Source organism: Pararhodonellum marinum (genome assembly GCF_015354735.1).
GTDB classification, from domain to species: Bacteria; Bacteroidota; Bacteroidia; order Cytophagales; family Cyclobacteriaceae; genus Pararhodonellum; species Pararhodonellum marinum.
The window spans coordinates 48156-66300 of sequence record NZ_JACEFJ010000012.1 but is presented as its reverse complement, the minus strand read 5'-3'; the positions used below and the strand labels follow the sequence as shown (position 1 = coordinate 66300).

The window sequence follows — 18145 nt, the reverse complement described above, 5'->3', positions numbered from 1 at the left end:
AGTCAAAATGGTTGAAAAGCTCGGATTTACGATAATCAGCTGAATTAAACCATTTCGTCAATGGGATGAAACCAATGGTCAATAAAATTTTTGTAGCTGAAATGGGGAATGCAATTTTGGTTCATCAACAAAACATTAAAACCATGAAAACTGAAAAAATCAAATGGATCAAAGTCGCACTTTTACTGATCTTTATCGGGAATTTTATCCCGAGCCATGCCCAACAATTGATGGAAACCAGCGTCGTCGGAAAGGGAAATCCGATGATCCTCATCCATGGCATGTCTTCCTCCTCTGCAGTTTGGAAAGATGTGGTAGCTCGGTACAGTCCAGACTATGAATTGCACCTAGTCCATGTAAAGGGCTTCGGCAACAAAGAGTATGTGGAAAGTGACCACTACTTGGAGCAGCTCAAGGATGAATTGATCGGCTATGTTAAAGGAAACCAACTGCAAAAACCCATTTTGATGGGCCATAGCATGGGGGGATTTATTTCTCTTTGGGCGGCCGCTGAAGCACCCGGATTGTTTGGTAAAATCATCTCTATTGACGGAGTGCCATATTTCCCTGTCTTACAGATGCCGGGTATCACACCAGAATCAGCCAAACCGATTGTAGAAAGCATGACCGCTTCCTTTGCCAATATGGATGAATCTGGTGCAAGGGCCAATCAGGAAATGATCGTAGCGACCATGATTGCCACAGAAAACAGGAGGGAAGAAGTGGTGGAAATGGGGATGGCAAGCCATCCAAAGGTGACCGGCCAAGCCTATGGCGAGATGTTCACCACAGATATTCGACCCCTCATGCATCAGATCAAAGAACCGGTCTTGCTTTTTGGAGCTTGGGCAGCGTATCAAAATTATGGTGCAACAAAGGCCTCTGTGATGACTGGATACGAAGCTCAAATGAAAGATGTGGCCGATGTGAAAATCGCTTTGGCTGAAAAAGGCTACCACTTTGTGTTCTATGATGAACCCCAATGGTTTTTCGACGAAGTGGATGCATTTTTGGCTGATTGACACTTTTCTTTCTCATACAAAAAACAAACCCTTTCTTGATAAGCCAAGAAAGGGTTTGTCTCTAACAGCATCCAGAACCCTAAACATCAACCCAACAAATAATCATAAGACTTAGGTAATATCCCAATATCCTAAAATATGGGGATTAGTCAGAACCCCTCTATGAAACCCTTTATAAAGTCAGATTCATTTACATCCCGTATTCTTTTTCTACCTTACAGATGCGGATTTTGTAATGTCGGTACCAGTCGGACTTGCCTTTGTTCTGAGCCATCTGGTGATCTGTTTGGTCTTTCCAGTCTTTGATGGCCTGCAAACTGGCCCAATAGGAAACCGTAATGCCTATATCCTCCCGTGCATGTTCATGTCCCAGATATCCTGGTTGTTTTAAAACCAATTCCTCCATTTTAGCGGCGGTTTCATCATAAAACGTTGAATCTTCTTTCCTGATGGAAGTGAAGATGACAGCGTAATATGGGGGTTCAGGCGTGAGGGCAATGGACATATTTTCCCTGAAATTAGCTAGAATTGACTCACTTCATGGGGATCCATAAAAAACCGCATCTTTTGTTTGCCTAGACCTCCGATTCCCACGTAAAATTTAATGGCCCTGACATTGAATTCTGGGGTTTGCCACTGAATGTTGACGCAATTTTTTTCTTGGGCTACCTGTTGGATTTTTTTCATCAGGTCTTTGCCAATTCCTTTGCCTCTTTGACTTTCATTGATGTAAAGGCAATCCATGTAGAGAAAAGGGGCAGCATCCCAAGTGGAAAAATCAATGGTATAACTTGCGTAGCCTTCTACCTTACCCTCCACTTCGATCACCCAACAGTGAAGCTTTTTGGGTTGACCAAAAATCCCCTCTTTCAATCCTTCTAGTTTGCCATCTTTTTGGTATTCAGCTTTTTCATGGGCTGCGTGTTTGGCACAGAGTTCAACAAGTTCTGGGAGGTCATTTTCTTTGCATTCCCGGATCAAATAATCTTCCATAATTCAGGTTTTTTAGTTACTGGGTTTTGCCTGCAATTTGCAAAGCACAGACCAAAATAACTAAAAAAAGGAGCTCGAAAGCTCCTTTATCTGAATTATTTTTCCAAGGTTTCTATCAACTTACCCGATCTGATTTTCCGGTCCATGGTACTGCCCAGTTCACTGGGATCCCATTGTTGAAAGCGTTCCAAACTTGGTTCTCCGGTGATTTGGGATATGGCGGTGCGTAGAAGGATGTCATTGGTATCCCCAAAGGGCAAAAGTCTTTCGCTTAATTCATTGACTTCAATATCCGGCACAAAACCATCCCCATAATCTGATTCATCTAGACTGTTAAAGCTTTGTGAAATAATGGGCAAAAGGCCATAATTGTTTTCGGGATTTTCATCATCGTCTATAGGTACGGAACCTAGGTTTTTTCCCACGGTCCTGGTACCTATAAGGAATACATCCATATATGGCCTTAAACCATTGATGATCAACTCACTTGCAGAGGCAGTCCGAGAGGTAGTAAGCACATACAATCTGTTGTCAGAAAGCGTATTGCCTAAGTTCGGGGACTTATCTCTAAATCGGGTCTGGACATTTTGGAAATCTGAAAATTGAGATAGAAAACTGTTGTATTTGGTTTTCGAAAAAATATCACTGGAAGAAACCCCTGGACCGATCAAGCTGGCCAAATTGACTGCACTTGACACAAATCCACCACTGTTGTATCTGAAGTCTACGATGAGGTGGTTTATTCCCTGCGATTTTAAATGTCCAAAGATATTGTCCATTTCTGCATCAAAGCGGTTTGGATCAGACTCTGTTCCCGGGGCAAAAAAATGATAAACGACATAACCAATTTTTTGATTGCCAACGGTATAGATTGTGTCCAAAAAGTTAGGGTTTTCAGAAACGATTGATGTGCTGACATCCAAAGTAGGCTTAGGAACAAATCCCCCGACACTCTCATCAAATCTTAAATAATCTATGCTATGGGGCGTTCTGATTTCATTCAGGAATTCTCTGAAATTGTTTTGGTTGATGCCCCTTCCATTAAACTGGGTGATCCTGTCTCCTCTTTTAATGTCCAATCCAGCTGCAGGGCTTCCCCGTTTGATATAGGTCACTTCTGCAATCACATCATTGTTTTGTTGGTTTCCTCTCAAGATAAATTCATATCCAGCTTCGGTTTCTATTCCTTGCAGAGAATTCATGAGCTCTTGAAAGTCCGGATAGATCACTGAAAATTGATCCTGATTGGCGAGCAGCGCATCAAAATAGGCCTCAGGGTCAGCGGTTTTAGAAATAGGTGGCCTCATGTCCTCCAAAAAATAATAAACTTGATCCATGACATCTTGGATCCAGGTATTGATTTCTTCATTTAAAGTTAATCCTTGAGGAGGTTGCTGGGGCTGGTCGTCTTGGTTGCATGAGGTAAAAGCCAAAAGGACCAATCCAAATGCAAACCACAAGTAGTTTTTGGTTTTCATAAATATATCTTTAGCAAATCAATAACAGGCAAAATAATGAATTAGTTTTTGTAGATACGAAAATTGAGCCAAAAAAGATGGGTTTGCTATATAGAAGTATTGAGGCTAATATCGGCTGTTTTGCTGTCTAATAATACGCCCTTTTCGCATTTCAATACCCGATATGGGTATTTTCTCAACAAGTCATAATTGTGGGTGGCCATTAAAATAGCAGTGCCTTGTTTGTTGATGTCCTGAAAAAGTTTAAAAATACCATCTGCTACATCCGGGTCCAGGTTACCTGTAGGTTCATCAGCCAATAGAATGATGGGATCATTCAACAATGCCCTTGCAATTACCACACGTTGCTGTTCACCCCCCGAAAGTTGATGGGGCATTTTGGTCGCTGCCGAACCAAGTCCTACCCGCATCAGGACTTCGGCCATCTTGGTTTTCATTTTTGTTTTGTCCTTCCATCCCGTGGCCTTCATGACAAAATAGAGGTTTTCGGCAACACTTCTGTCATTGAACAATTGAAAGTCCTGAAAGACAATGCCCAACTTTCTCCTTAAATAGGGTATATCTTTGCTTTTGATGCCTTTTAGGTTAAATCCAGCTATCTCGGCTTCCCCCATATGTAAGGTCAGATCTGCATAGAGCGTCTTTAGGAGGGAGCTTTTCCCACTTCCCGTTCTTCCAATCAAAAAAATAAATTCATCCTTTTCAATACTGAAGGACACATCTTGCAAAATCGCATTCATGCCTTGAAAGATGCAGGCTTTTTCTACTTTTACAACAGGATCACTGGAAAACACCATGGGTTAAAGATCTAATTTTTGCAATTTGCCAAATGGAAGAGATTGGATCAGTGATTCCATCTCAGCTTCCTTGCCTTCCAATCCAAATTTTTCCATGTTTTTCATCGGCCTGTCAGCCCTAAAATAGGCCACAAGAACAAAGTTTTCGTCTCTGATTTGAATATAATCCGGAATCTTTGCTTTTCCTTTGACTTTGATGATATACATGTGAAGGACTTATTGAAGACGTTTTGATTTCATCTTTCTTCGAAAAAAACGGAGGGAAAACCTATCAAGTATTTTCCTTCCGTTTTTAAACTGAATTATTTTCCAGCCGCTTTGGCATGGTCAGCCAAAAAGGTAGCGAGACCTGAATCTGTCAAAGGGTGTTTTAATAGACCGGTAATGACTTTTAAGGGGCAGGTTACTACATCAGCACCCAATTCTGCACATTTGATCAAATGCATGGTGTGTCTGATTGAGGCTGCCAAGACTTCAGTGGCAAATCCGTAGGTTTGATAAATATGTACAATTTGTTCGATCAAATCGAGTCCGTCGTAAGAAATGTCGTCCAATCTGCCTAGAAACGGAGAAAGGTAAGTGGCACCTGCTTTCGCTGCCAATATCGCTTGTCCTGCTGAAAAGACCAAAGTGCAATTGGTTCTGATGCCTTCATTGGAAAAATACTTTATGGCTTTCACCCCGTCCCTGATCATCGGTACTTTTACCACAATTTTATCATCCAGCTTTGCCAATGACAGACCTTCCTTGATGATACCGTCGTAATCCGTCGCTATGACCTCTGCACTCACTTTGTCATCTACGATGTCGCAAATGGCTTTGTAGTGTTCGATGATGTTTTCCTGTCCTGTAATGCCTTCTTTGGCCATTAGAGAAGGGTTAGTGGTGACGCCGTCTAGCACACCAAGATCATAGGCTTCCCTGATCTCATCAAGATTTGCTGTATCAATAAAGAATTTCATTGGATAAATAGGTTTTGATTTGTGATGACACAAAGTTAAACGATTAATTAAGAATTTGAAGCCAGTGGACTAGAATAGAGGAATAAGTTTGTTGAACCCTCAATATGAAGGCAAATTACCTATTTTCTTATGTAAAAAGGAAACTGGATGGCGAATGCAAGCAGATTAAAAAAAGAGGCGGCATCGCACCGCTACGACCGCTTACCCTTGCTTCCGTCAAGACCTGGGGGATTCAGCAGGAGCTGGTCGTGCCGCCGGCTACAAATGTAAGTCAATATTCTCCGATTACAAAAATTGAGATTATTTTTGCAATGTTTAATGAATAAGTGACTGAGGCTCAAATCAAAATTTTGTGGCAACATATTTGTTCATCTTAGAGGGAAACCGAACCAATTATAGAATTATTTAATTTGATAATGATGAAAAATACCTTTCTTATACTGGCCATCAGCTTTTTATTGGGCTCATGCGCAATTTTCACTCCAAGAGATGAATTTTGGATGGGAATGAGTGAGAACCGTTTCCTTAGACAAAATAGTGATGCAAGGATTAGCAGTTTGGAGGACAATGGTAAAATTTACAGAATCCAAAGGGATGAACGCTTCTATGTTTTGATTACCTTCCAAGACAGAAAATTAGTCAATGTCGAAGAGCGGGAAATCATTCCAGTATGGATGCAAAATCAACCAAACCCTGATGGAACCATCCCAAACAATCGACCTAGATAAAAGAATACTTATATCTTTAAGGCTTGGTCTTTATGCTGATTTATAAGCCTTGGAATACCTTAGAGGTTGCTTCCCATATTAATTTTCATTCAATGCCTTGGTGTAAAATCAAGGCATTTTTTTTGAGTGGCTGCCACTTTGTGAATAGCTATATATCTGACTCTGAGTCTAGGGATTCTAACTGGGGGAGTTCCTTTTCAATAAATATCAATGGATATCCAATATCTATGAGTATCTCAGAATTTAAATACTGACATTTCGTTAGTAAGATTGCATCAAACTATTTATTTATCCCAAACCCTTCAGAAGCAGATTGAATTCCAAAGGACTACAGGGCTGAAATTCATCTACCTCTAAGTCTTCAAAAATCTCTTCATCAAATTCCAAAATGGTCTTTTCGATTTGACCGCTTGGGTGTTTAATCAATTCAATTCCTGAAAAGTCATTTACATTAACTTTAACTAAAACAGTATAATCATCAAAGATTCTTTTAAAATATCGTGGCGTGGCTTCGGTCATGTTTACCTTGAATTGGGTATAAAATTAATAAATTTTTTTTCGGATTAAACTTTTGTTAAATAAAATGCATTTCTATATTTGTTCAATTATCAAAATGAAAATGATCAAAGTGCAATATAGGTGGTGGCATGCTAAACTTCTAAACAAGGGAAGACAGCTGCTTATTGCCTAATCATTGATATCTTAAAAGATTGATGGCTTGCTGGAATCCCGGTAAGCCTTTTTTTATACCCATCAAACCAGGAAAAGTGAAAGAACAATTCAAGATTAACACCCATTATAAAAAGTTACTTGCTGACACCATAACACCCGTGAGTATTTACCTTCAAATTAGGGATAGATACCCCAATCCAATTTTGCTTGAAAGCTCTGATTACCACGGTCAAGAAAACAGTTTTTCTTATATCTGCTTCAATCCTCTCTCCACCTTTATTTTCAATGCCGGAATAGTAAAGGAAAACTTACCTTCAGGAAAACAACTCAAATATGAGGTAACGGCAAATAATGGATTGATAGATGCACTGAGGTCTTTTTCACAAAAGTTTCTGGTGGAATCTGACGATTTTAAATTTAGCACAAATGGACTTTTTGGGTACATGCAGTACGATACTGTTTCCTATTTTGAGGACATCAAGCTTCAACAAACCAAAACATCTGATGTCCCCATGCTTCAGTATGCTGTTTATAAAAATGTCATTGTAATCGATCACTTCAAAAATGAATTGCACCTCTTTGAACATCATGTAGATGGAATAGAAAGTGAATTTGACCTGGATCAGATCGAGAGTTTGCTCAATAACAAAAATATTCCCAGTTATAGCTTCACTATGGATGGTGAAGAAGAATCCAATTACACCGATGGGCAGTTTTTGGACATCATTAGAAAAGGAAGAGCGCATTGCTTTCTGGGTGATGTTTTTCAAATTGTTCTTTCCAGGGTCTATACCACAGGGTTCAAAGGGGATGAATTTAATGTGTATAGGGCCTTGAGATCCGTTAATCCATCTCCCTACCTGTTTTATTTTGATTACGGTTCATTTAAGGTTTTTGGAAGCTCCCCAGAGGCGCAGATCGTGGTTAAAAACAACAAGGCCACCATTTACCCTATCGCAGGTACTTTTAAAAGAACCGGAAATGATCAAGCTGATGCAGAATTAGCGCGAAAGCTGTACGATGACCCCAAAGAAAATTCTGAGCATGTTATGCTAGTGGACTTGGCCAGAAATGATCTAAGTCGCTCTTCTGAAAAGGTGGAAGTGGAGGTATTCAAAGAAATTCAATATTACTCCCATGTCATCCATCTCGTTTCTAAGGTTACAGGGGTTTTGCCTGACAAGTCCAATCCTTTGCAGCTCGTAGCAGATACCTTTCCTGCAGGAACCCTATCAGGTGCACCGAAATACAAGGCCATGGAATTGATTGATAGCCTAGAAAATGTCAGTAGGAAGTTTTATGGAGGAGCCATAGGGTTTTTGGGATTCAATGGAGACTTTAACCATGCTATATTGATCCGTTCTTTTGTTTCTGAAAACAACCAACTTCGGTATCAGGCTGGGGCGGGAATCGTAGCCAAATCCACCATAGAGAGTGAATTGCAGGAGGTAACCAATAAATTAGAAGCCTTAAGGGTAGCGCTCAAAATGGCAGAAAAAGTTTAAGACCACGTCAACAAGGATTTACGACAAGATGAAAATTTTAGTACTCGACAATTACGATTCCTTTACTTATAACTTGGTCTACATCATTAGGGAGTTGGGTTATGGACCCAACATGGACATTTTCAGAAATGATAAAATCACTTTGGAGTCAGTGGCTCAATATGATAAAATCCTACTTTCCCCTGGTCCTGGAGTACCTTCAGACGCCGGCATCATGCCAAAATTGCTAAAGCATTATGCCGACCAAAAAGACATTCTGGGAATATGCCTCGGCCATCAGGGGATTGGAGAGGCCTTCGGAAGCAGTTTGATCAATCTGACAGAAGTAGTTCACGGAGTTGCCTCTACTGTAAAAGTCCAGAAGGATATTTTGTTTGAAGGGCTACCTGACACTTTCCGAATTGGTCGCTACCACAGCTGGGTGATCGATGAGGCCACCTTGGATCAACAGTTGTTTGTTACCGCAAAAACCCCAGATGGCCAAATCATGGGGGTTAGGCATGCGCATCATAAAGTTTGTGGGCTTCAGTTTCACCCTGAAAGCATCCTGACCGAACACGGGCATAGGATCATGTCGAATTGGATTAAAAGTTAAATTGAATAATTTAGTAGTTTCAAATAGGTACCTTTTCTTTGTCATTGTATTTCACCCCAAAGATGTACCATAAAGGATTGCAAATCATGAAAGACATTCTCAATCACCTTTTTGAACATAAAACACTGAGCCGGGAACAGGCTCAGGAAGTGCTTAAAAAGATCACAAGTAATCAATACAATTCCAGTCAGATAGCCGCCTTTTTAACGGTTTACCTTATGCGGAGCATTACTGTAGAGGAATTATCAGGATTCAGGGATGCCATGCTGGAGCTGTGTATTCCGGTTGATATCGCTGAATATGATGCCATGGATCTTTGCGGTACGGGAGGGGATGGAAAGGATACTTTCAATATTTCTACTCTTTCCTCTTTTATCGTGGCAGCATCGGGGCAGAAAGTAGCCAAACATGGCAACATCGGGGTATCTTCCATTTGTGGATCGTCCAATCTGCTGGCTTATTTTGGGTTTGAATTCAGCAATGATCTCGGGAAAATCAGGAAAAATCTGGATGAAGCAGGCATTTGCTTCTTACATGCCCCATTGTTTCACCCGGCCATGAAAAACGTAGGTCCCATCCGCAAAGAATTGGGTGTAAAGACTTTTTTCAACATGCTGGGTCCTATGGTGAATCCCAGTTTCCCCAAAAAACAATTGGTCGGGGTTTTCAGTCTTGAACTGGCAAGGCTTTATGCCTACCTTTATCAAAACAATAAAGTGAAGTTCAGTATACTTCATGCTTTGGATGGTTATGATGAGATCTCTCTTACTGGTGATTTCAAAATAATCTCCAATAAAGGGGAGAAAGTATTTTCTCCCGAATCCATTCATTTGCCCAAAATCAGTCCCCAGAGCATCAAGGGTGGCGATACGGTAAAAGATTCAGCAATTATATTTGAGAATATTCTCAAAGGTAAGGGTACTCATGAACAAGAAGCCGTGGTTCTTGCCAATGCCGGAGCAGCCTTACATACTGCAAATCCTGAACTAAACATGGAAGATGCCGTTCAAAAAGCCAAGCATTCTCTTCAATCAGGGAAAGCTTTGGAGGTATTTAAATCCCTGGTTTATCCCAAAACTTCAGTATCGTTTGCCTAACCTACAATTATGAATATTCTAGATAAAATAGTGGAATTCAAAATCAAGGAAGTCGAGGAACGAAAGAGCCTAATTCCTACTAAGTTGTTGGAAAAGAGTATCTTTTTCGAAAACCAAGCGGTTTCCATGAAAAAGTATGTGAAACGGAAGGATAAAACGGGCATCATCGCTGAATTCAAACGCAAATCTCCATCAAAAGGGGAGATAAACATGAATGCCTCGGTTGAGAAAACAAGCATTGGCTACATGCAGTCCGGTGCTTCTGCCTTGTCCATACTCACAGACAGAAATTTCTTCGGTGGAAGTAATGAAGACCTGACTTTGGCGCGAAAATTCAATTTCTGCCCCATTCTAAGGAAGGATTTTGTGATAGATGAATATCAAATCATTGAGGCCAAGTCCATAGGAGCGGATTGTATCCTATTGATAGCAGCCATTCTTGACCCGAAACAAATCAATGATTTGGCAGCCTTTGCTCATCAGTTGGGGCTTGAAGTGTTATTGGAAATCCACGAAGAGGAAGAACTTGAAAGGTCTCTAAATCCTCATTTGGATTTGATAGGTGTGAACAACAGAAATTTGAAAACCTTTGAGGTGTCTTTGGAGACCTCCCACACGCTTGTAGAGCAAATTCCCCGGGAATTTGTTAAGATTTCCGAAAGTGGGCTTTCTAATCCTGAAAGCTTGGTTCAACTGAAGATGATGGGATTTGATGGATTTTTGATAGGAGAGAACTTTATGAAAGCCAGTCGACCTCATCAGGCAGCTTATAACTTCATGAATGCATATAGGGCTGTTAAGCCAAAACTGGATAAAGAAGAGAGGTAAATCATGTTGTTAAAAGTGTGTGGCATGCGGGAAAAGGAGAACATCACGGAATTGGCCCAACAGGTCAATCCGGATTTGGTGGGATTGATTTTCTATCCTCCATCCAAGCGTTTTGTAGGATTGGACAACGCTGATTTTTATAAAGCCCAAAACCATATCGTAAAGGTCGGTGTTTTTGTGAATGCGCCTATGATTGATGTGTTAGATAGGATTGATCGCTTTGGTTTGGATTTTGTTCAGCTCCATGGGGGTGAGTCTGCAGTGTATGCCCAAGAAATGAAAAAAAATACCCCTGTAAAAATAATAAAAGTCTATGGGGTTGGAAATCAAATTAACTGGAGTTATTTAAGTGGCTTCGAACCTCATGTGGACTATTTTCTTTTCGATACCCACACGATTGCTTATGGAGGATCTGGAAAGAAATTTAATTGGGAAATGCTAAAAACTTATCCATTAAACAAACCCTTTCTTATAAGTGGAGGCATAGCACTTGGAGATTGGGACGGTATAGAAAAATTAAAAAAAGAAATTGGTCAATTGGCGGGATTGGATGTGAATTCCAAATTCGAGATTGCTCCCGGTGTCAAAGACATATCAAAATTGAAGAAATTGGCAAATTTGGTCAAGCAATCAAGATCTATTTCCTGATGGGTTAAATTGATTAAAAAGGATATTGAATTGACGTAATTTAATAATCAAATGTAAATACAGCTTGGCTGTAAAAAATATAAGTGCATGAATATGGTAAAGCCATTGATACAAGTAGACGAAAAGGGGTTTTATGGGAAATTTGGAGGTGCCTACATTCCGGAGATGTTACACCCCAATATTGAAGAACTCAGGGAAAACTATGAGTCAATCACAGCGTCTCAATCCTTCCAAAAAGAATTCAAAAGTCTTCTCAAGGATTTTGTGGGAAGACCAACCCCGCTCTATTTTGCCAGCAGACTTTCCGAGCAGTATCAAGCAAAAATATACCTCAAAAGGGAAGATTTATGCCATACAGGTGCACATAAGGTCAACAACACTGTTGGGCAGATCATTTTGGCGAAAAAGCTCGGAAAAAAAAGAATCATAGCCGAAACAGGTGCGGGTCAACATGGCGTTGCTACAGCTACTGTGTGTGCGCTGATGGGTATGGACTGTACGGTTTATATGGGAGAATTGGACATGGCCAGACAAAAACCGAATGTGGAGCGCATGCGGATTTTGGGAGCCAAAGTGGTCCCCGCCACATCTGGCAGTAAAACCTTAAAAGATGCCACTAATGAGGCCATGAGGCAATGGATCAATAATCCTGTGGACACCCACTACATTATAGGATCAGTGGTTGGCCCGCATCCTTATCCTGAGATGGTGGCCCGGTTTCAATCCGTAATCAGCGAGGAAATCAAATGGCAACTTAAATCCAAAGAAGGAACCGAAAATCCGGATATTGTCATGGCTTGTGTAGGGGGAGGCAGCAATGCAGCCGGGGCGTTTTATCATTATTACAATCTTGATCAAGTCAGGCTGATTGCTGTGGAAGCAGCAGGTTTAGGTATTCATTCCGGAAAATCAGCAGCAACCACCGCTTTGGGAACTCCAGGTATCCTTCATGGAAGCAAAACCTTACTGATGCAAACTGAAGATGGTCAGGTGACAGAACCACATTCGATCTCAGCAGGCCTCGATTATCCCGGTATCGGGCCTGTCCACGCACATTTGTTTGATACAGGAAGAGCTGAGTTTTTGGCTGTGGAGGATGAGGATGCTATGAAAGCCGGGATAGCCCTAAGCAGGACAGAAGGCATCATCCCAGCCATTGAAACTGCCCATGCCATCCATGCCTTAAATATGATTGAATACAAAACCGATGATATTATAGTCATCAATCTCTCTGGTAGGGGAGACAAGGATTTGGACACCTATATCAAATGGGGGGGGTATTGAAGTGGATTTATGATTTACGATTTTAGAATTACAAATTACGATTTGGGAGTTTGGATTTAGGATATTGGAATTGTGAATGAAGAATGAAGATTTGGAAAGGGTGAAATCTTTGGAGAGGAGTTGGTCGATTTTAGCATTGAATTTTTCGGCGTTTTAATAAATAAAAATGAACAGAATAAATAATTTATTCCATACTAAAAACGAAAGGGTTCTATCCATCTATTTTACTGCCGGTTATCCCAAACTGGAGGATACTTTAGGCATTATGGAGGCCATAGAAGAAGCAGGTGCTGACATCATAGAAATCGGGATTCCCTATTCAGATCCCATAGCCGATGGACCTACAATCCAAGAAAGCAACCTTATCGCCTTGGAAAACGGAATGAGCATGAAGATGCTTTTTGGACAGCTTAAAGACATGCGTTCCACTATCCATATTCCAGTGGTTCTGATGGGATACCTCAATCCAATCATCCAATTCGGGGTCGAGGAATTTTGCGCAAAATGCAAGGAAGTAGGAGTAGATGGCTTAATTCTTCCAGACCTTCCCATGCAGCAATTCTTGGATGAGTACAAGGAAATATTTGAAAGCCATGGCCTTAGAAACATCTTTTTAATCTCACCCCAAACCAGCGAAAAGAGGATCCGGGAAATTGACCTATACTCCAATGGGTTCATCTACATGGTTTCTTCCCACAGCATCACCGGAGCAAAATCAGGTATTACTGAAGAACAAATCAGTTATTTTGAAAGGGTGAAAGCCATGGATCTTAAAAACCCAAGATTGATCGGTTTTGGTATTTCCGATCAGGAAACATTTCAAAAAGCTTCCCAATACAGCCATGGTGCGATTATAGGCAGTGCTTTTATCAAAATACTGGGTCAAACCCCTGAAAATCAAAAAGAAGCCATAGTTGCTTATCTCAAAAAAGTCAAAAACTAGTATATGATCATACAGGTAAAGGAAGATATTTCCAATCAACAAAAAGACAGCCTGATTCTTGAAATCAATAAGGTCGGTTTAAAGATCACAGAAGTAAAAACCCAAGTAGGAACTTATCTGGTTGGTATTGGAAAGGGTGAATTTGACATCAGAAAATTCGGTCACCACGAAGGCATTCAGGACATCCACATTGTTTCGGATGACTATAAGTTGGTGTCTAAAAAATGGAAGGTTAAACCAACTAGCATTGACTTGGGAAATGAGGTTTTTATCCAAGATGGAGAGATGGCCATCATGGCAGGTCCATGTTCCATTGAATCTGAAACTCAAATTCAGGAAATTGTCCAACACCTCAAAGAGAATGACATCAAAATCATGCGGGGTGGGGTATACAAGCCCAGAAGTAGTCCATACGCTTTTAGGGGATCGGGAATTGAAGGCTTAAAACTCTGGTACTCTATTGCCAATGAAGCCGGTATCAAAATTATTTCTGAGGTGATGCAGGTTTCCCAGATTGAGGAGATGTATGATTATGTGGACGTGTATCAGGTAGGTGCCAGAAATACACAGAATTTCAACCTATTGGATGAGTTAGGCAGGATAGACAAGCCTGTCATGATAAAAAGGGGGATTTCTGGCACCATTGAGGAACTGTTGCAATCAGCTGAATATGTTTTCTCCGGAGGCAATGAAAAGCTGATTTTATGTGAGAGAGGCATCAGGACCTATGAAAAAGCAAGTAGGAATACTTTAGACCTCAATGCGGTTCCGATTCTCAAAGACAAGTCCCATTTGCCAGTCGTAGTAGACCCATCACATGGCATCGGAATACGTAAATTTGTCCATCAAATGGCTTTGGCCGGGGTGATGGCTGGAGCTGATGGCATCATCTATGAAACCCATTCCTGTCCCGAGAAGGCATTTTCTGATGGGCAACAGACGCTCGACTTCTCCCAAAGTGCCCTGCTTACCGATCACATCAGAAAGACCTTTGCCCTCCGCAAAACGTTTTCCCTTTTGTAACATAGTCATTGTTTAAATTGATCCGAATGACTAATTTGCTGACATGAATACAGTCCGTAGAAGATGGTATTGAGACCTTAATCGAGACATCAGGTTAAGGTAGTCATGAGGGATATGATTGCAAAAAGCCTAACCTGATTAAATGGATTAGGCTTTTTTGATAAACATGCCAAGACTGTGTCCGTATGATTAACTTGAGAGATAAACCCAAATAAATTGAACAAGATGAAAGAAAACGCTGATTGGATATTTAAAGATCCAAGGTGGAAACCCTTGAAACAGGATTATGCGGCATATACCGAAGAGGATTTTGAAGTATGGAGAATCCTTTTTGAAAGGCAGATTGTTAATTTGCCAGGTGCTGCTTCCAAAGCTTATTTAGATGGAATTAAAGAGATCAATTTCTCTTCCGAGAAAATTGCTAATTTTGAGGAAACCAATAAAATTCTGGCCAAATCAACCGGATGGGGCATACAGGTGGTCCCAGGACTTATCGATGATGATTTGTTTTTCGGGTTGTTAAAGCACAAATATTTTCCTTCGTCCACTTGGTTGAGAAAAATGGAGCAGTTGGACTATTTGGAAGAGCCGGACATGTTCCATGATGCCTTTGCGCACATGCCCATGTTGACCAATCAGTCTTATGTAGATTTTCTACAACAATTGGGAGGTATTGCACTAAAACACATCAAGAACAAATATGCCATTGAGCTTTTGTCCAGAATATATTGGTTTACGATTGAGTTTGGTCTGATCCGGGAGGAAGGAAATTTGAGAATTTATGGAGCGGGCATTCTTAGTTCCGCTGGAGAAACCAAGTTCAGCCTTTCTTCAGAACCTGCTCATCATCCCTATGATGTGAGGAAAATCCTTAGCATGCCCTATTGGAAGGATAAGTTTCAAGACAAGTATTTTGTGATAGACAATTATGAGCAGCTGTATAATTCCGTTCCGGAAATCGAACAGGTTTTGGAAGAAATGCTAGCCAATAGTCCGGTTGATGAATCAAATTAGGCATTTGAGGCAATAAGAGCCTCACTGAATTTCCACAAAAAAAAGCACGCTTTAGGCTAGGTATACATTTGTTTCTTCAGCTAAAGGCAAAAAATTGAAAAAGCATGAATGTACAAAATGATGCCAGAAAGATGGTAATTCAATATAATTCTCATCAGCAAACTAAATTATCCGGTACATCACTGCTTGCCGACAGGAAGAGGACTTCGGACTTCAGACCCGTTTGAAGAAGAATATTAGGCACTAGCAAAGAAGCGGATAGCCATTCAAATAAACATCACTTACCATTCAACCAATATAAATACCTTAATCAATTTTAAAGTTGCCGGATTTTACTAAATGAGGGGTCAAACGGTTTCAACTGGCACTGAAACCCATACAGGTGACCTTACACTTAATCTGGCAACTTTTCTGTTTCTCCATGTCAAATGAAGGTAGCCGTAATTAAATACAACTCAGGAAATGTTCAGTCTGTCCTTTATGCATTGGAGCGGTTGGGAGCTGAGGCATTGTTGACCGATGACCCTGAGCTGATTTCCAAAGCAGACAGGGTCATCTTTCCGGGTCAAGGAGAGGCAAGTACAGCGATGGATTACCTCAAATCCAAAAACCTGGATAAATTGATTCCCGAATTGAAACAGCCATTTTTCGGAGTATGTCTAGGCCTTCAGTTGCTTTGTGCCTATTCGGAAGAGAACGATACGGAATGTTTGGGCATCTTTCCGATTCAAGTGAAAAAGTTTATTCCCGAAGATTACAGGGAGTTTAAAGTACCTCATGTAGGATGGAATAACCTTCAGGAATTGAATTCGCCTTTGTTGAAAGGATTGGATGATTCGGCCTATGTGTATTATGTGCACAGCTATTATGCAGAGCTGAGCGAATTTACCATTGCTCGGACCCATTACATTTCGGATTTCAGTGCTCTGCTTCACCGGAATAATTTCTTTGCCGTGCAGGCCCACCCTGAAAAAAGCGGTCCCACGGGCCAAAAAATTTTAAACAACTTTCTCAGCTTATAAATGGAAATCATACCTGCCATAGATATTATTGATGGAAAATGTGTCAGACTGACTCAGGGAGACTATCAACAAAAAAAGGAATACCATGACAGCCCGCTTGCTATGGCCAAGCAATTTGAGGATGCGGGGATTAGAAGGCTTCATTTAGTTGATTTGGATGGCGCTAAAGCCAAAAAAATCATCAACAAAGAGGTATTGAGGTCCATCACCCATCATACTGCTTTAAAGGTGGACTTTGGGGGAGGGGTTCAGTCTGATCATGACATAGAACTGGCATTTAACCTCAAAGCCACCCAAGTGACTGGAGGGAGTATAGCGGTAAAAAATCCGGTACTTTTTGATTCCTGGCTTAAGACCTATGGAAATGAGAAAATCATTTTGGGAGCGGATGCCAAAAACAGGAAAATTGCTATTTCGGGTTGGGAGGAAACCACCACCATGGATGTGGTCGAATTCATCAAAAGCTATCAGTCCAAAGGCCTGAAATATGTCATCTGCACCGATGTAGCCAAGGACGGATTGCTTCAAGGCCCTTCCTTAGACCTGTATAAGGATATCCTTCAAGAAGCACCTGGAATACAACTCATTGCCAGTGGCGGTGTTTCAGATGTAAGCGATTTAGAGGAATTGAAGGCCTTGGGAGTGTATGGGGTCATCGTAGGGAAAGCATTTTATGAAGGGAAAATCAGCCTTGCGGAGCTTGCCTCCTTTGTAGACGAATAAGAAATTAAAGTCAATATGCTGACAAAAAGAATCATTCCCTGTTTGGATATCAAAGAGGGGAGAACAGTTAAAGGGGTAAATTTTGTAGAGTTGAGAGATGCTGGTGACCCTGTGGAATTAGCCAAAATATACTCTGACCAAGGCGCAGATGAATTGGTGTTTTTGGATATCACCGCTACCGTGGATAAAAGAAAGACCTTGGCTGAGCTGGTGACCAAAGTAGCCAAAGCGATCAATATTCCATTTACGGTGGGAGGCGGTATAGGAACCATTGAGGATGTCAAAATACTGCTTCAGGCAGGAGCAGATAAAATCTCCATCAATTCAGCAGCCACCAAAAACCCAAAGATCATCAATGAAATGGCCAGGGAATTTGGTAGCCAATGTATCGTAGTTGCCATAGACACCAGAAATGTGGATGGGATTGATTTTGTCTTTACCCATGGCGGAAGACAAGCTACCGTATTAAAAACCCAGCAATGGGCCAAGGAAGTCTGTGAACGGGGTGCAGGTGAAATCCTCCTTACTTCCATGGACCATGATGGGACCAAAGCTGGTTTTGCCAATGAAATTACAGCTGAAATTTCGGCCCAGTTGAGTATACCGGTGATTGCATCCGGAGGTGCCGGAAAGATGTCACATTTCAGGGATGTATTTACTTTCGGGAAAGCGGATGCCGCCTTGGCCGCGAGTATTTTTCATTTCAAAGAAATTCCCATTCCGGAATTAAAGGCATTTCTTGAAAAGGAAATGATCAGTGTTAGACCTTAAATTGAGCCTTATTGATCCAAAACCGCTTAAATATGTCGAT

General features: G+C 41.0%; 22 protein-coding genes. 15 read left to right on the top strand and 7 right to left on the bottom strand.

Annotated features, from left to right (window positions below; translation table 11 throughout):
• Positions 1 to 143: 143 nt before the first annotated feature.
• Entirely contained in the window at positions 144 to 1022 is an 879-nt protein-coding gene (locus H1A14_RS18485; protein WP_194777776.1) for an alpha/beta fold hydrolase, read from the top strand.
• Between the two features lie 190 nt (positions 1023 to 1212).
• Here H1A14_RS18485 and H1A14_RS18480 read toward each other — a convergent pair whose 3' ends face one another.
• The 6 genes from H1A14_RS18480 to fsa form a co-directional block, all read right to left on the bottom strand.
• Positions 1213 to 1527, bottom strand: a complete 315-nt coding sequence (locus H1A14_RS18480) for an antibiotic biosynthesis monooxygenase family protein (RefSeq protein ID WP_194777775.1) — start codon at positions 1525 to 1527, stop codon at positions 1213 to 1215.
• A 17-nt stretch (positions 1528 to 1544) separates the two neighbouring features.
• A complete protein-coding gene (locus H1A14_RS18475; RefSeq protein WP_194777774.1) occupies positions 1545 to 2015 on the bottom strand; it encodes a GNAT family N-acetyltransferase in 471 nt (156 codons plus the stop codon).
• 95 nt (positions 2016 to 2110) lie between these two features.
• Positions 2111 to 3493 (bottom strand): S41 family peptidase, encoded by a 1383-nt coding sequence (locus tag H1A14_RS18470; protein WP_194777773.1) that lies wholly within the window; start codon positions 3491 to 3493, stop codon positions 2111 to 2113.
• 86 nt (positions 3494 to 3579) lie between these two features.
• A complete protein-coding gene (locus H1A14_RS18465; protein WP_194777772.1) occupies positions 3580 to 4290 on the bottom strand; it encodes a cell division ATP-binding protein FtsE in 711 nt (236 codons plus the stop codon).
• Between the two features lie 3 nt (positions 4291 to 4293).
• Positions 4294 to 4497 (bottom strand): fructose-6-phosphate aldolase, encoded by a 204-nt coding sequence (locus tag H1A14_RS18460; RefSeq protein WP_194777771.1) that lies wholly within the window; start codon positions 4495 to 4497, stop codon positions 4294 to 4296.
• Between the two features lie 95 nt (positions 4498 to 4592).
• The gene (gene fsa, locus H1A14_RS18455; protein WP_194777770.1) at positions 4593 to 5252 is read right to left on the bottom strand and encodes a fructose-6-phosphate aldolase; all 660 of its coding nucleotides are present in this window, start codon (positions 5250 to 5252) and stop codon (positions 4593 to 4595) included.
• Between the two features lie 104 nt (positions 5253 to 5356).
• On the opposite strand from fsa, the gene H1A14_RS18450 reads away from it, so the two are divergent.
• Both H1A14_RS18450 and H1A14_RS18445 read left to right on the top strand, forming a co-directional pair.
• The gene (locus H1A14_RS18450; protein ID WP_194777769.1) at positions 5357 to 5578 is read left to right on the top strand and encodes a hypothetical protein; all 222 of its coding nucleotides are present in this window, start codon (positions 5357 to 5359) and stop codon (positions 5576 to 5578) included.
• A 90-nt stretch (positions 5579 to 5668) separates the two neighbouring features.
• Positions 5669 to 5980 (top strand): hypothetical protein, encoded by a 312-nt coding sequence (locus H1A14_RS18445; protein WP_228527866.1) that lies wholly within the window; start codon positions 5669 to 5671, stop codon positions 5978 to 5980.
• Positions 5981 to 6268: 288 nt separating this feature from the next.
• Here H1A14_RS18445 and H1A14_RS18440 read toward each other — a convergent pair whose 3' ends face one another.
• Entirely contained in the window at positions 6269 to 6499 is a 231-nt protein-coding gene (locus tag H1A14_RS18440; RefSeq protein ID WP_194777768.1) for a hypothetical protein, read from the bottom strand.
• Between the two features lie 194 nt (positions 6500 to 6693).
• Between H1A14_RS18440 and H1A14_RS18435 the strand changes: the two genes are divergently transcribed.
• The 12 genes from H1A14_RS18435 to hisF all read left to right on the top strand — a co-directional run bounded on the left by H1A14_RS18435 (position 6694) and on the right by hisF (position 18105).
• The gene (locus H1A14_RS18435) at positions 6694 to 8157 is read left to right on the top strand and encodes an anthranilate synthase component I family protein (protein ID WP_194777767.1); all 1464 of its coding nucleotides are present in this window, start codon (positions 6694 to 6696) and stop codon (positions 8155 to 8157) included.
• A gap of 28 nt (positions 8158 to 8185) precedes the next feature.
• Positions 8186 to 8752: an anthranilate synthase component II gene (locus tag H1A14_RS18430; RefSeq protein WP_194777766.1), complete on the top strand. Its 567-nt coding sequence runs from the start codon at positions 8186 to 8188 to the stop codon at positions 8750 to 8752.
• Between the two features lie 86 nt (positions 8753 to 8838).
• Positions 8839 to 9849 carry an anthranilate phosphoribosyltransferase gene (gene trpD / locus H1A14_RS18425; protein ID WP_194777765.1) on the top strand — a complete coding sequence of 337 codons (1011 nt, stop codon included), beginning with the start codon at positions 8839 to 8841 and terminating at the stop codon, positions 9847 to 9849.
• A 9-nt stretch (positions 9850 to 9858) separates the two neighbouring features.
• Positions 9859 to 10677, top strand: a complete 819-nt coding sequence (gene trpC, locus H1A14_RS18420; protein WP_194777764.1) for an indole-3-glycerol phosphate synthase TrpC — start codon at positions 9859 to 9861, stop codon at positions 10675 to 10677.
• A gap of 3 nt (positions 10678 to 10680) precedes the next feature.
• Positions 10681 to 11325 (top strand): phosphoribosylanthranilate isomerase, encoded by a 645-nt coding sequence (locus tag H1A14_RS18415; RefSeq protein ID WP_194777763.1) that lies wholly within the window; start codon positions 10681 to 10683, stop codon positions 11323 to 11325.
• A 93-nt stretch (positions 11326 to 11418) separates the two neighbouring features.
• Complete coding sequence (gene trpB, locus H1A14_RS18410) at positions 11419 to 12609, top strand: tryptophan synthase subunit beta (RefSeq protein ID WP_228527873.1); 1191 nt, start codon at positions 11419 to 11421, stop codon at positions 12607 to 12609.
• Positions 12610 to 12775: 166 nt separating this feature from the next.
• A complete protein-coding gene (gene trpA, locus H1A14_RS18405; protein WP_194777762.1) occupies positions 12776 to 13552 on the top strand; it encodes a tryptophan synthase subunit alpha in 777 nt (258 codons plus the stop codon).
• A gap of 3 nt (positions 13553 to 13555) precedes the next feature.
• Positions 13556 to 14575 carry a 3-deoxy-7-phosphoheptulonate synthase gene (gene aroF, locus H1A14_RS18400; RefSeq protein ID WP_194777761.1) on the top strand — a complete coding sequence of 340 codons (1020 nt, stop codon included), beginning with the start codon at positions 13556 to 13558 and terminating at the stop codon, positions 14573 to 14575.
• Positions 14576 to 14800: 225 nt separating this feature from the next.
• On the top strand, positions 14801 to 15589 hold the full coding sequence (locus tag H1A14_RS18395; protein ID WP_194777760.1) for a phenylalanine 4-monooxygenase: 789 nt from the start codon (positions 14801 to 14803) through the stop codon (positions 15587 to 15589).
• A 428-nt stretch (positions 15590 to 16017) separates the two neighbouring features.
• The gene (hisH, locus tag H1A14_RS18390; RefSeq protein WP_194777759.1) at positions 16018 to 16611 is read left to right on the top strand and encodes an imidazole glycerol phosphate synthase subunit HisH; all 594 of its coding nucleotides are present in this window, start codon (positions 16018 to 16020) and stop codon (positions 16609 to 16611) included.
• Positions 16612 to 17334 (top strand): 1-(5-phosphoribosyl)-5-[(5-phosphoribosylamino)methylideneamino]imidazole-4-carboxamide isomerase, encoded by a 723-nt coding sequence (gene hisA / locus H1A14_RS18385; RefSeq protein ID WP_194777758.1) that lies wholly within the window; start codon positions 16612 to 16614, stop codon positions 17332 to 17334.
• Positions 17335 to 17349: 15 nt separating this feature from the next.
• Positions 17350 to 18105: an imidazole glycerol phosphate synthase subunit HisF gene (gene hisF, locus H1A14_RS18380; protein WP_194777757.1), complete on the top strand. Its 756-nt coding sequence runs from the start codon at positions 17350 to 17352 to the stop codon at positions 18103 to 18105.
• The last annotated feature ends 40 nt before the right edge of the window (positions 18106 to 18145 follow it).